This is a genomic window from Terriglobia bacterium (genome assembly GCA_020073205.1).
In the GTDB taxonomy this organism is placed as follows: Bacteria; Acidobacteriota; Polarisedimenticolia; order Polarisedimenticolales; family JAIQFR01; genus JAIQFR01.
This window is the reverse complement of record JAIQFR010000113.1, coordinates 1-13,526: the sequence shown is the minus strand read 5'-3', so window position 1 is coordinate 13,526 and position 13,526 is coordinate 1. Positions and strand designations below refer to the sequence as shown.

Genomic DNA, 13,526 nt, shown 5'->3' with positions numbered 1-13,526 from the left:
ATGCGGGACGAACGGAACAGGATGTCGACCTCCCTTATCGCCCGCCGCGCGGCCTCGACGAGGGAATCGGCGAGCGCGTCCACCGTGGCCTGGCCGTGGATGCGGGCGAGGCCGGCGACGTCGTCCACGGAGAGGAGGGCGACGGCGAGAGGATGGCGGTACCGCACGCTCCGCACGTACTCGTGCTCGATCCGGCGTTCCAGCGCTTCCGCCCCGTCCGCCCCGAGGGACGACGCGAGCGGACCCGGAGGTCCGAGGATCGCCAGGTCGGGTGCGAGGGAACGGAGGGCCTCCTCGGGATCGTCGCCCGCGGCGAGGTCATGGACCATGGCACCGTGGCCGAGTCCTTCGACCTGACGCCGCACGTCGTCGGGGAGTCGTCCGAGGATCAGGATCCTAAGCCCCACCGTCGCCTCCGGCGGTGCCGCCGCTACATGCGGTCGGGCACCTCGATGCCCATCAGCCCCAAGAGATGCACCATCCCGTCGTGATAGAGCCGGACGAGCGCGGAGCGGGTCCTCCGAACCACGGGATCCTCCTCCTGAGCCACCGGAAAGCGGTGATAGAAGGAGTTGAATGCCTGCGCCAGCGCGTGCGCGTGTTTGGCGACCGTCGACAGCTCGAGGGAGTCCACGGCTTGCCGGACCACGGCCTCCACGCGGGAGAGGAGCAACGCGAGGCTCCAGTGATCGGTCTCGTCGTCCCGCGCCAGCGCGCCGAGGTCGACGGTGGAGGCGAGGGTCGCCGCGTCCGTCTCGTCCCGCCCGTGGCGCTCGGCGACCTTCGCCAGGATGTTCCGCGCGCGGACCACAGAGTATTGCAGGTACGGTCCCGTCTCCCCCTCGAAGGCGAGCGCGTCGTCGATGTCGAACGCCACCACCCGGTTCCTGGAGAAACGGAGCATGTAGTAGCGCAGCGCGCCCACGCCGATCCGCGATGCCGTGACGCGGACCCGCTCCCCGTCGAACTCCGGATTCCGCTTTCGGACCTCCTCCTCCGCCCTGCCGACGATCGCGTCGACCAGGTCGTCAGCGCGGACCCCGAGTCCCTTGCGTCCGGACATCTCGAGGTGCGGCTTGGAGCGGTCTTCGTCGGTGAGCGGCCGGTCCGGGAACAGCGAGGCCACCGCCGACGGCGTGAGCGCGACCATCTCGTACGAGAAGTGGACCGAGCGGTCCGCCTCCGAGGGATGGCCCAGCGCTTTCAGGCCCTCGGCGACGACCCGCTGGAGGTACGACTGCCGTGTGTCGATGACGTTGACCACGCGTCCGGCGTGGCCGAAGGACGGATGCTCCGCAGCTCCCCCGTCGCGGGTGGTCGCCCAGACCTCGTACAGCGGCGCGAAGGGGGTCCAGTCCAGCAGCTCGTAACGGAAGTCCCGGCCGAGCAGGCCGAATTTCCACATCTGGTACGCGATGTCCTTCCCGACGTAGGTCACCGTGCCGTTGGATCGGACGATCACCTTTTGGTCCTCGCCGGCGCCCTGCTCGACGCCGGGCAGGTCCATCACCCAACAGCCGGCGTTCTTCCCCTCGTCGAGGAGGCGGACCGCGCCGGCCTCCCTGAGACGGGCGAAGGCATCTTCCCAGAACCCGAGCGCGAGGATGTCGCTCTCCTTCGGCAGCAGGTCGTATCGGACCCCGATCCGGTTCATGGTGGCGAGATGGTGGCGGACCATGCGTCGGGCGACGTGGGTGGCAAGATCGGCGACGGGGTTGCCTCCGGCCTCCATCGCGTGGAGCGTCTCCTCGCGGTGGCGAAGACGCGAGGGGTCCTCCTCGTAGTACCGGGTGACCTCGGCGTAGAGGTCCCATCCGACGACGTCGAAGCGCTCCCCGCGGGCCCGAAGCGCCTCCTCGGCATAGCGCTCGCGGACCGTTTCCAGATCCTCGCCGCGCAGGACCCTAAAGCCGACGACGAGATCCGCGACCTGCACGCCGGTGTCGTCGATGTAGTTCTGGATCTCCACCGTCTCGCCGAGCTGGCGGAGGCAGCGGACCAGCGTGTCGCCGAGGATCGCGTTCCGGAGATGCCCGATGTGCGCCGCCTTGTTCGGATTGATGTTCGTGTGCTCGACGATGGTCTTGGCTCCCGCAGCCTGGGGCTCGCGCACGCGATCGCCGAGGAGCCACAGGCGGAGGAACGCGTTCCGGTCGAGGAAGGCGTTGACGTAGCCGCCTCCCGCCACCTCCACGCGCTCGATCCCCTGCCCGGGCTCGAACGCTCGCGCGATGGCCTCGGCCAACGCTCGCGGAGCCCTCTTCTGCGTACGGGCCAGCTCGAAGCAGAGCGGGCTCGCGAGGTCGCCCTGCGACGCGCGGGGGGGGTACGAGAGGGGCACCGCCGGCGGCTCGATCCCCAGCGCCTTCGCGACGGCAGCGCGCAGCGCCGACTGGAACGCTCGTTCGGGTGAGTTGACGCCCACGTCTTGGTCCCTCGGGCCACCGAACTATACAACAGGGGCTGGAGCTCCCGGTGCCCGGGAGAACGCGGGTCGGCGGCCTCGGGCCCCGTTCAGGGAAGCGGCGTGGCGGGGCCGCTCGCGAGGGACTCCGAGAAGCTGGACAGTCCTTCGGGAGTGACGGCTTCGATCCGGTAGACGTACCGGACACCCGGTGCGGCGGTCGTGTCGAGGAACTGGTACGCGGCAGCGGTCGCGGCGTCGCCCAGAGGCGGCACACCGATCGGGTTGATCCGAATCTCGTCGAGCGAGCCTTCGCGCCTTCGCAGCACGTTGAATCCGGCGAGCGCGCTCTCGGACGCGGTCTCCCACGTCACGAGCACCGCGCCTGCCGGCAGCTCGGCGCCGCGGACGTCGACGGAGGAGATCTCGCACGGGTAATCGGGGTCCCGGTACGCCGACCACGTGTAGCGGTGCGACGAGCGGCCGTCGCCGTCGAGGTTCCTCACCAGGAGGATCGCCTCGGCGACCCGGTTGAGCGGGACCGTCACCTCCCCGCGGGCCTCGGTCGAGAGCGGAAGGGCGAGCCGACGGACGTGACCGCGAGGATCCACCAGCAGGAGGTCGGTCTCCCACCTGCTCCCGATCTCACCTTCGAATCGGAGATTCATCCCCCCGCTGGACTCCCACGGCCGGAACAGTATCTGCGCCGCGCCGAGCCCGGAGACCGGCGGGTCCGCCTGGACGGACAGGGCCGGCAGCCCGTCCACCGTGGCGGCGAACGAAGGGGAGGGGAGCCGATCCGCGAACGAGAAGTGCTGTCCGTCCGCACGGCCGCCGGTCAGGACCGACCAGAGGTGGAAGTCCCGGAAGGCCGCGTTGAAGGGCTCGCCGACCGCGCGCCTGAGCGCGCGATCGAGCGCGGTGGCGGGCGCCGCTCCGGTGGAAAGCTCCTCGACGGCGAGGCTCACCGCAGTGAGGCCGTACGCCTCGTCCAGGTACGCGAACCACGCTGCGTTGCCCGCGGAAAGCGCGAGATCGTCCGTCGCGAGCCCGGCGTCGAGTCGTTCCAGCCGTTCGGCCAGCAGGCCGGCGACCCGGGCGTCGGGCCCACCCGAGAGCCGGAAGACGGCCCAAGTCGCAAGGGCCTCTCCGAACTGAACCGGGATCGCGGGGCCGGCCGCGAGGGCAGCCGCGTGGGCGAACTGGTGAATCACCGCGTTGCGGGCTACGGCGGCCCCTCCTCGAGGCGCCGCCTCGATCATCAGGAGCGGCTTGCCGTCCCTTCGGCCCGGCGGCACCAGATAGCCATCGATGCCTCCGCCGAGCTTCGCCAGGACCACGTCGGCAGGCCCCGGACCCGGGAGCCCCATCTGGTCCACCAGCAGCCGCCGGGTCGCCGCGAGCCCGTCGAGCACGGCTTCCACCACGTCCGGCAGGCCGTCGCCGTCCCCGTCCATCGGGTCCACGCGATCGAAGGACATCCGGTCCACGCTGTACCGGATCGACGTCCCATCGCGGTCCATGACCCGGCGCTCTCCCAGCAACGACGATTCCGACTGGAGCAATGCCAGCGCGCGCCGCGAGGCAGGGGTTCCCGTGGCGGGATCTTGCCGCAACGACTCTATCAGCGGCGTGAGACACACCACCGGGATGGGGCCGCCACCCGATAGCACCGAGAGCGACTGCGCCCGGGTCGCGGACCGGGAGGCGACGATCGCGTCCGCCCGTGCCGGGGAGAACGCGGCGACGGCTGCGAGGAGCAGCAGCGCCCCGGGTACGAACTTCCTCCCCCCTGAGGTGGCGGACTTCGTCACCCGGCCTCCAGGCTCACGGCGCGCGCATGGAAGTCTCGCGCCGAAGCCACCCCAATATAGGCGGAATCGGCCGTCCCGTCAAACGAGCCCGTTGGAATCGCTCCGGTTATGAACCTGATCGGGGCTCAGGGCACCACGACCACGACGACCGTGACGTTGTCCTCGCCCCCGCGCTGATTGGCGGCCGCCACCAGCGCCTGACAGGCGGACTCCGGCTGGCCGCGGTGCCGATCCATCAGGTCCCGGATCTCGTCGTCGCTCAACATGGTGTTCAGGCCGTCCGAGCAGAGCAGGAACACGTCGCCGGTGTGCATGTCCTCGACCCCACGATCCATCGCCACGTCGGGGCGGCTGCCCAGCGCGCGCGTGACGATGTTCCTCATCGGATGGCGCTGAGCGTCGTCGTCGGAAAGGAGCCCCAGCTTGACTTGCTCGTTCACCCAGGAATGGTCGCTCGTGAGGCGCACGAGCGCTCCGCCGCGAAGCAGGTAGGCGCGCGAGTCGCCCACGTGCGCCAGGACCGCCCTGCCCCCGGCGGTGAGCAGCGCGACCAGGGTGGTGCCCATTCCCCGCTGCTCGTCGTGGAACTGGATCGAGTCGCAGATCCTCCGGTTCGCCTCGAGCACCGCCGACTCCAGGCGCCGCGTCGCTTCGTCGGTGTCGTCCGAGTCCGGGTTCCAGCCGCCCCGTCGCATCGAGTCAGAGAGCGCGTCCATCGCGAGCCTCGACGCGATCTCACCCGCGGCGTGCCCGCCCATCCCGTCCGCCACGGCGTAGAGGCCCATCGACGGTTCCACGAGGTAGGCGTCTTCGTTCTTGTCCCGACGGCGGCCGACGTCGGTCAGTCCGTGCGCGGCGGGCTTCATCTCGTCCCTCCGCGCGGAGGCGTGCGCCGCGACTCCGACGCGCGCCCCGTGCGCAGCTCCTCGACCTTCAGCGCCGCGGCGGTCTGGGTCGGATCGAGGGCGAGGACCGCCTCGAGCTGGGACTCGGCCTCCTTGAACTGTCCGGCCCGGAGTTGCGCGAACGCCAGGTTCAGCCGGGCCTCCACGTAGTCCGGGTTCAGCGCCGCCGATCTTCGAAACGCCCCGATCCCCTCCTCGACGCGGTCGAGCTGGCAGAGGCAGATGCCGCGGTAGTTGTGCAGGTCGGCGAACTTCGGGTTGAGCTCCATGGACTGGTCCATCTCGTCCAGCGCGTTCTCCCAATCCTCGGCCTTCAGGAGCTGCAGCGCCTTCCGGTAGTGCTCGGCGAAACGGTCCGGTGCCGAGAAGAACGCCTCCCTCAGGAACTCGCGGGCCTCGTCGATCATCCCCTCCCTGAGGCGCAGAAGCCCCTTTTCGTACGGGTCCCGCACGTGGCGCACCTTCATCTCCAGCGCCTCCGCGAACCGCTCGGCCGCCTCCTCCTCGCGCCCCACCGCGAGCAGGCAGAATGCGAGTGCGACCTTGGCGTCCAGGTAACCGTGATCGCTGTCGAGCGCAGCCTCGTACTCCCGGATCGCGTCGTCGTGCCGGCCCAGCTTCTCGAGCACGCGTCCGTGCCGAAAGCGGATGTCCGGGTAATCGGGGCTCACTTCCACCGCACGGGCGAAATCGCGCTCCGCCGCCTCGGGATCGTCCTTGCTTTCGAAGCGCTCCGCGGAGCTCACGAACGTCTCGGTCATGTAGTACCGCGCGAGGCGCCGGTCGCTCTCGGCGAGGGTCGGCTCGTCCCGGAGCGCCTTCCGAAAGAAATCCACGGCCTGCTTGTACTCGTTGCGGTAGTAATGGTAGATCCCGGACTTCACGTGGTAGCCCCCCATGAGGTTCAGGATTTCCTTGAGCAGGCGCATCGTCGGTCTCCCGCGACTCTCTCACTTCCTGAGTTTCTGATCCTGCTGCTGGATTCTCATCTCGTAGTTCCGCTTCGCGTTCCGCCGGACGATCTCCGGCACGTTCTTGTCCGCCGCGAGCCATTTCAAGTCGCGGACCGTGAGACGGGGGATGAAGTTCGTCGAGATCCCTGGCGGGGTGCGGGGGTTCTTCACCAGGGCGGACACGACCCCGTAGTTTCTCGACCACTCGCGGCCGGCGCCGATCGCGCGCAGCACCTCGTCCGAGACGTTCCGCATCGCCGCGATCCTCTCGACCTCCATCTCGGTCAGCCTCGGGTTCTTGAGGACCGACAGCGCCACGACCTTGTTGGTGTCGCGGATCAGGATCGTCCGCTCCTCGCGTCCGCCTTTCATGGCCAGCATGGCTTTCTGCGCGGTCATCAGCTTGAGGATCTTGTGGTACACGCTCCGGACCACGGGATCGTCGGCCTTCTCGAATTCGTCGCCGTCGAGGATCTCGCTCGCCGCGAACAGCTCGCCGACGTCCACCTGGAGGAGGCGAGCGGCCTCGGTCGCGTCCACCTCGTCGATCCCCGTCGAGCCGCCGGGCGCGGCTGCGCCGGCCGTCTCCTGGTCCTTGAAGAAATGCGCGAGGAGGTCGAGGATCCGGCCCCGCTGGTCGGGCCGCAAGGCGGGATTGGCGGTCAGGCGGTCCAGGAGCCCCGCGCTCCCGAGGAGCCGCGTCTGGTTCGTGAGGACCAGCTCGATCACCGCGGAGTTTCCCTCCGCCGCGAGCACCGAGAGCGCGTCGTCGGGGACCTCCGGATGGAACGCGACGATCTCCGCCAGCCCCTCGTTCCTCGCCGCAGCCGCGGCGAAGTGACGGAGGACCTCGGCGTGGCACGCCGGGTCGGAGAGGATCTCGCGAATCGCTCCGCCGTCGAGGCCCGCGAGGTTCGACTCCGCCTCGCTACGGACGGTGTCGTCCGGGTCGTTGCGAAGGTGAAGGTAGAGCCTCGCCAGGACCGCCCGCCCCACGGGCAGGGCCCCGCGGGCCGCGGCGGCGCGGAGCGTCAGTGGGGCCGATCCGTCGAGGACCTTCCCCACCAGGGCGTCGGTGGGCGATGGGGCGCTCAAGGCGTCCCTCCCCCCGGCGCGCGCTCCGAGGCGGCGACGATGCGGTGGCCGATGAGCGGGGTGCCGTCGCCGCCCAGGCGAACGGGCGCGGCTCCGTCGACCCCGACGCGGAGCGCGCCCGCGTCGTCTGCGTCGAGGACGAGCGTCTCCCGGCAGTGAACGTCCAGCATCGCGCCTTGGGGGAGGGACTCGAGGGAATGGACCAGCGTGCCGTCGCAGGTGATCGAGCCCCGGACCGGCCGATCGACGACGATCTTCGCCGCGATGCCTTCGAGCCTGGGCTCGGCGGCGGCGCCTCCCGCCGGCGGCGAGGAAGCCGGGGCTTCCCGGTTGGCGCCCGCCTCCTTAGCGGTGACGTCGGCGTGCGCCGGCGACGCGAGGCGTGCGCGAGCGCGGCGGTGGAGGAGCGTCGAGACACCGATCACCGCCGCGACCGCGATGACGACGAAGACGACCGCGGCGGCGATCCACGGGGCGCGCCGAGGCCCGGGAGCCTCACGCGTGGGTGCTCCGCGGCGGGGCTCGACCGCCGTCCTCCGGCCCTTCTCCTTCTCCCGCTCCTGGGTGCGCGCCTCTTGACGCTGGAGTTCCTCGAGGTAGGACTCCACCATGGCCTCCGGGTCGATCCCGATGTACTGGGCGAACGCGCGGATGAAGCCCTTGTTGAACACCCCCCCCGGGAGATGCCGGAACTCGTTCTTCTCCAGCGCGTCGAGATAGCGCAGATTGATCTTGGTCGCTTCCGAGATCTCCCGGAGCGAGATATGGCGCAATTCGCGCTCGCGTTTCAGGTTCTCTCCGAAGGACGTCAAGGACACAGGAGAACTCCGGGGGGGCCGGACCTGCCGATTCGATTCGACCGACGAGCGATTGTAGGAAGCCGTGGAAGCCGCTGTCAACCGCCGGGACCGTCGCCGAGACGGCGCTCGGCGCCGACCCGGACGATCCGGGGCGCCTCGCGGTCCTCGGCCAGGCTGGCCAGATCCTGGCGGGACATGCCGCGGATCAGGCCCAGTGCGGCGGGAACGGGGGTACGGGGATTGCGAAGCAGCGCCAGCCTGACCGCGCGCCTCACCCCCCAAACCGGATTCAACGCGAGCATCCGAAGCACCTCGACGGGGTTCTTGCCCCCCGAAGCGATCATGACCGCGTCGGCCTCCACCAGGCGGCCGTTCCCCAGAAGCGCTCGCAGCACCGCCACCTCCGCCGAGTCACGCAGCACGGAGATCAGGGCCCGGCTGCACCTCCGGGCCAGGGAGATCCTCGCCCCGAGGGTCATCTCCGCGACACTCGCCTTGAGGATCTCCTCCGCCAGGCGGCGTACCACGGGCCGGACGCGCACGTCCTCGGCGATCTCGGCGAGGTCCCTGGGGTAGAGGTGGGCCGCCAGGCTGCGCGCGATCGCCGGAGGGGTGTTGGAGTGGCGGACCAAGCCGAGCTTGACCTCCTGGAGCCGCGTCCATTCGGTGTCGCGACCGACGCGCGCGAGGAGCGCCGCCGGCGCCGAGCGGTTCCGGAGGAAGAGCAGCACCTCGTCGGGGCCGAGCTCGGGATTCTCCAGGGCGCCCGCCAGGAACGGAGGCGGCGCCGACGCCAGGGCGCTCCTGAGCTCGGCGGCTGAGGCGGTGCGCCCTCGCGCCTTGCTCGCGGCAGGGTGCGTCTCCCGGGAGGGCCGATTCGTCACGCGAGGGAATATAGGCCGGATCGGGCTGGTCGGGGGGGCGGTTTCGCCCTATTCTGACCGCGATGAAGCGGAGTGTCGCCCAGGGCCGGTTCCTGTGGGCGGTGGTGTCCGCCGCGATCATGGTCTCCCCGCTCGTCGGGGGGCCCGCGGGATCCCCGCCTCAGAGCCTCGTGCTGATCACCCTGGACACGACGCGCGCGGATCACCTGGGGTGCTACGGCGATCTGAACGCGGCGACCCCTCGTCTCGACCGGCTGGCCGCCGAGGGGGCGCTCGCAATGCGGGCGGTCGCCACCGCTCCCCTGACGCTGCCGTCGCACGCCTCGATCCTGACGTCCCTGTATCCGCCGAGCCACGGCGTCCGCGACAACGCCGATTTCAGGCTGCCGGACCGCGAGACGACGATCGCGGTGCATCTCAAGTCACGCGGCTACCGGACGGCGGCGGTGATCGGCTCAGGGGTCCTCGCCGCGACGCAGGGCCTCGCCCGGGGATTCGACCTCTACGACGAGCCGCGGGCGAAGCCGGTGGCGACGGCGGGCCTGCTCTACGACGTGGCAGCGGAGCGGACCGCGGCCGAGGTCTCGGACGCGGCGATCGCGGCGCTGCCGCGACTCGCGCCCGGGCCGTTCTTCCTCTGGGTCCATTACTTCGATCCGCACGTCGAGTACCGTCCGCCGTCACCGTTTCGCGAGCGATTCGCGACGAGCCCGTACGACGGCGAGATCGCTTACATGGACGCGGAGATCGGTCGCCTGATCGACGCGATGGAGAGCCGGGGGCTCCTCGCGCGGGCGGTCGTGGCCGTGGTCGGCGACCATGGGGAAAGCCTCGGGGAGCACGGAGAGCGGACCCACGGGTTGCTCCTCTACGAGGGGACGCTCAGAGTCCCCCTCATCGTGAGATACCCCGGGACCGTGCGCGCGGGGCTCAAGCTGCGAGGCGTGGTGTCGGGCGTGGATCTGTCGCCTACGCTCCTCGATCTGATGGGGATGCCCGCGCTGCCGCGAGCGCAGGGGCGGAGCTTCGCGCCGGCGCTCCGGGGCGGTGCGGAAGCGGAACGCGGCCCGGTGTACTCGGAGTCGCTCTACGGCGAGCGCGCCTACGGCTGGGCGCCCCTCTACGCGCTTCGCGAAGGAGCGCGGAAGTACGTGGAGGCGCCCGAGCCGGAGATCTACGATCTGGCGAGCGATCCGGGCGAGGCGAGAAACCTGGCCGTGGAAGCGCCCGGCGATGTCGCGGCGTTTCGGGATCGGCTCGCGGCGCTCACGTCGGATCTGCGACCCGCGGCGGAAGGGGCGGCGCAGGTGATGGGTGAGGAGCAGCGGGCGAGGCTCCTGAGCCTCGGGTACGTCTCGGGCGGATCGCCGGCGGCGGGCCGGAAGGACCGTCCCGATCCCAAGCGCCTGATCGCCCAGAACGACGCGTTCCTCGAGGCGAGATCCCTGGTCTCGGCGGGACGCCTCGAGGAGGCGCGCCGGCGGCTCGCGGAGGTGCTCGCAGCGGATCCCGGCAACCCGCTGGCATTGGCCACCATGGGCGGCGTGCTCCGCGCGCTCGGCCGGCCGGCGGAGGGGCTGGCGCGGCTCGAGGCCGCCGCGAAGGCCGGCCCAGGGGTTTACGAGATCCAGCGCAATCTCGGCAGCGCCCTCCGCGACGCCCGGCGGCCGGCGGACGCCGCCGCCGCGTACCGCGCGGCCATCGAGATCCACCCGTCCTCCGCGGACGCCCACTTCGGCCTCGGCGAGGCGATGAACGAGCAGGGGGACGCCGCGGGCGCAGTCGTGCAATACCGACACGCCCTCGCTCTCGGTCTCGAGACCCCGGCCGTCAAGGCCGCACTGGGGCTCGCCCTCGCGGTGACGGGCGATCTCGCCGGCTCGGAGAAGGAGCTCCTCCTCTCGGAGGGCGCCGACGTCGCGGTCCGCGCCCAGGGCTGGGCCCGCCTCGGGCACGCGGCCGCGCAGAAGAACCTCTTCCCCGAGGCCCGGCGATTCCTCGACCGCGCACTCGCCCTTGAGCCCGACGAGCCCGACGCGCTGCTGGATCGCGCCAAGATCCGGCGCAGGCAAGAGGACCTGGTCGGCGCCGCGTCGGACCTCGAGACGCTGGCCGCGGCGAAGCCGGAACACCCGTCCGCGCGGCTGCTCTGGGCGCAGGCCCTGTTGGCGCTGGGGGAGCGGGACGCCGCGGCACGGGCCGCGCGGGATTTCCTGACGCAGCCGGGCGCCGACTCGAGGCTGTTCGGCATCGCGCGCGCCCTCATCCGTCGTGTCGGGAAGAGTTGAGAGGATCCATTGGACATCAAGGCCACCCTCGCCGTCCTGCCGATCTGGTACGCGGTGTTCCTGCTGTCGCTCACCTGCCACGAGGCGGCGCACGCGTGGGCGGCGCGCAGGGGAGGGGACGATACCGCCTACCTCGGCGGCCAGGTGACGCTGAACCCCGTGCCGCACGTGATGCGCGAGCCGCTGGGAACGGTGATCGTGCCGCTTCTGACGTACTTCCAGACCGGCTGGATGATGGGGTGGGCGAGCGCGCCGTACGACCCTGACTGGCAGGACCGCCACCCCGGACGGGCCGCGGCAATGGCGGCCGCCGGCCCGACGGCGAATTTCGTGCTCGCGGCTCTCGGATTCTCCTGCCTCAAAGTCGGGCTCTCCACCGGCTGGTTCGACGTCCCGCTGACCCCCGCGCTGGACCGCCTCGTGGTCCCGATGGCGGGCACGCCGGCGGTCGTCGACGGTCTCGGCCGGATGCTCTCGATCCTCCTGGTGCTGAACCTGGTGCTCCTGGTCTTCAACGCCATCCCCCTCCCCCCGATGGACGGTGCTTCGGTGCTCGCGGGGATCGTCGCGCCGGCGCGTGAGCTGATGGACCGCCTGCGGCGCTCACCGATGGCGTCGCTCGCGGGGCTCGCGGCGGCCTGGTTCCTGTTCCCCTACGCGTTCGGTCCGGTGCTCCGGTTCGTGGCGGCGCGGCTGTACGGTTGAGACGCGCACACCCGGGACAGCTCCACGCCTCCTCCTTGCCCTGGACGCGTGCCGTCGACCTCGGGGGGATCACCCCTCGGGCGGAACCGGGTTGATCACGAGCAGGCGCATCTCGGTGCAGTCCTCGATCGCGAAGCGAGGCCCCTCGCGGCCGGCCCCCGAGCCCTTGACGCCGCCGTAGGGCATCGGGTCGAGGCGATAGGTCGGAACGTCGTTGACCACGACCGCGCCGACCTCGATCCTCTCCCAGGCCGCCATCGCGGCGCCGAGGTCGCGGGTGAAGATCCCCGCTTGGAGCCCGTAATCGGAGCGATCGACTTCGGCGATCGCGTCCTCGATGGACCGGAATCGCTCCACGGCGACGACCGGGCCGAACACCTCCTTCGCGCAGACGCTCATCTCGGGCCGAGTCCCGGTGAGAACCGTGGGCTCGACGAGCGTCCCGTGACGGCCGCCTCCCGCCAGGATCCGTGCGCCGCCGTCCACCGCCTCCCGCACCCAAGCCTCGATGCGCTCCGCGTCCCCGAGGGAGATCACCGGGCCCACCGTGGTCCGCTCGTCGAGCGGGTCGCCCAGGACGAGTCCTCGCACGCCGGAGAGGAGCCGCTCGAGGAACGGATCGAACACGTCCTCGTGGACGCCGATCCGCTGGACCGAGATGCAGCTCTGCCCGGCCTGGAAGAAGCCGCCAACGACGGCCCGCGACGCGGCGAGATCGAGATCCGCCGAGCGATCCACCACGAGACCGGCGTTCCCGCCCAGCTCCAGCACGACCTTCTTGCGGCCGGCGCGGCGCCTCAGGTCCCACCCGACCGAAGGGGAGCCGGTGAACGAGAGCGCCCGAATCCTGGGATCCTCGACCAGCGGCCCCGCCTCGGTGCCTCCCATGGGGACCACGGACACCGCCTCGGCCGGCACGCCCGCCTCGAGCATCAGGCGGGCGAGATCCAGCGCCGACGACGGGGTCTGGGACGCCGGCTTGAGCACGAAGGAGCACCCCGCCGCGATCGCCGGCGCGACCTTGTGCGCGACGAGATTGAGCGGGAAGTTGAACGGGGTGATGCAGGCCAGGGGCCCGACCGGGAAGCGCCGCCACATCGCGAACCGGCCGTCGTTGCCCGGGAGGAGGTCGAGCGGCAGGACCTCCCCGCCGATCCGAACCGCCTCCTCCGCGGCGGTGCGGAAGGTGAGGATCGAGCGGTCGACCTCCGAGCGGGCCTGGGCGATCGGCTTGCCCGCCTCGAGCGCGATGGTGCGCCCGAAACGCTCCTTCTCGGCGGCGAGGCGCCGCGCGACCTCGTGGAGCATCTCGGACCGCCGCCACGCGGGAAGAGCGCGGACCGCCGCGAAGCCGCGGACCGCGGCGTCGAGCGCGGATTCGAGCTCGGCGGAGCCCGCGCGCGATACCGCCGCGACCGGCGCTCCGTCGAACGGGCTCCACACTTCGATCGACGCCGCCGTGACGACGTCGAGCCCTCCCACGATCAGTGCACGTCGGTCCACCGCCCGGACTTGTACCTGCGATCCGCGGCGTTTGCAAGCGGGAGCGAGGGCGGCGCCTCGGGTAGCGTCCTGACGATGCTTCCGGGACTCGACGCGGGCGCATGGATCGTGACATCCTGACCCGGCTCCGAGGAGCGGGCCGGCGCGACGGGGCGCGCGCCGGCGGTCACGTTGC

At 71.0% G+C, this 13,526-nt stretch carries 12 protein-coding genes; 2 read left to right on the top strand and 10 right to left on the bottom strand.

Going from position 1 to position 13,526, the window contains the following annotated elements:
* From LAO51_17335 to LAO51_17300, 8 genes are all read right to left on the bottom strand, one after another.
* Positions 1-407 (bottom strand): hypothetical protein (locus LAO51_17335; protein ID MBZ5640506.1); only part of this gene is annotated, 407 nt, incomplete at its 3' end.
* Between the two features lie 23 nt (positions 408-430).
* Positions 431-2,425, bottom strand: coding sequence for an arginine--tRNA ligase (argS, locus tag LAO51_17330; GenBank protein MBZ5640505.1), 1,995 nt, complete (start codon positions 2,423-2,425; stop codon positions 431-433).
* An 89-nt stretch (positions 2,426-2,514) separates the two neighbouring features.
* Complete coding sequence (locus LAO51_17325; protein ID MBZ5640504.1) at positions 2,515-4,218, bottom strand: hypothetical protein; 1,704 nt, start codon at positions 4,216-4,218, stop codon at positions 2,515-2,517.
* A gap of 125 nt (positions 4,219-4,343) precedes the next feature.
* Entirely contained in the window at positions 4,344-5,084 is a 741-nt protein-coding gene (locus LAO51_17320) for a Stp1/IreP family PP2C-type Ser/Thr phosphatase (protein MBZ5640503.1), read from the bottom strand.
* Positions 5,081-6,052, bottom strand: a complete 972-nt coding sequence (locus tag LAO51_17315; protein MBZ5640502.1) for a tetratricopeptide repeat protein — start codon at positions 6,050-6,052, stop codon at positions 5,081-5,083. Before LAO51_17315 ends, LAO51_17320 begins: the two co-directional genes overlap by 4 nt.
* Positions 6,053-6,073: 21 nt before the next feature.
* Positions 6,074-7,171 (bottom strand): hypothetical protein, encoded by a 1,098-nt coding sequence (locus LAO51_17310; protein ID MBZ5640501.1) that lies wholly within the window; start codon positions 7,169-7,171, stop codon positions 6,074-6,076.
* Complete coding sequence (locus LAO51_17305) at positions 7,168-7,989, bottom strand: helix-turn-helix domain-containing protein (GenBank protein MBZ5640500.1); 822 nt, start codon at positions 7,987-7,989, stop codon at positions 7,168-7,170. The genes LAO51_17310 and LAO51_17305 overlap by 4 nt, the downstream gene beginning before the upstream one ends.
* A gap of 77 nt (positions 7,990-8,066) precedes the next feature.
* Positions 8,067-8,855: a hypothetical protein gene (locus LAO51_17300; protein ID MBZ5640499.1), complete on the bottom strand. Its 789-nt coding sequence runs from the start codon at positions 8,853-8,855 to the stop codon at positions 8,067-8,069.
* 62 nt (positions 8,856-8,917) lie between these two features.
* Here LAO51_17300 and LAO51_17295 point away from each other — a divergent pair, with 62 nt between their 5' ends.
* Positions 8,918-11,143 (top strand): sulfatase-like hydrolase/transferase, encoded by a 2,226-nt coding sequence (locus tag LAO51_17295; protein MBZ5640498.1) that lies wholly within the window; start codon positions 8,918-8,920, stop codon positions 11,141-11,143.
* 9 nt (positions 11,144-11,152) lie between these two features.
* Entirely contained in the window at positions 11,153-11,848 is a 696-nt protein-coding gene (locus LAO51_17290; GenBank protein MBZ5640497.1) for a site-2 protease family protein, read from the top strand.
* Positions 11,849-11,917: 69 nt separating this feature from the next.
* Here the strand turns inward: LAO51_17290 and LAO51_17285 are convergent, their stop codons facing one another.
* Complete coding sequence (locus LAO51_17285; protein ID MBZ5640496.1) at positions 11,918-13,351, bottom strand: aldehyde dehydrogenase family protein; 1,434 nt, start codon at positions 13,349-13,351, stop codon at positions 11,918-11,920.
* Positions 13,333-13,526: hypothetical protein (locus tag LAO51_17280; GenBank protein ID MBZ5640495.1), on the bottom strand; the 194-nt coding region annotated here is incomplete at its 5' end. The genes LAO51_17285 and LAO51_17280, both read right to left, overlap by 19 nt.

Excerpts from the sequence above, each read along its gene's own strand:
- LAO51_17315 (MBZ5640502.1), bottom strand. The coding sequence starts at position 6,052 with ATGCGCCTGCTCAAGGAAATCCTGAACCTCATGGGGGGCTACCACGTG.
- LAO51_17320 (MBZ5640503.1), bottom strand. The coding sequence starts at position 5,084 with ATGAAGCCCGCCGCGCACGGACTGACCGACGTCGGCCGCCGTCGGGAC.
- LAO51_17295 (MBZ5640498.1), top strand. The coding sequence starts at position 8,918 with ATGAAGCGGAGTGTCGCCCAGGGCCGGTTCCTGTGGGCGGTGGTGTCC.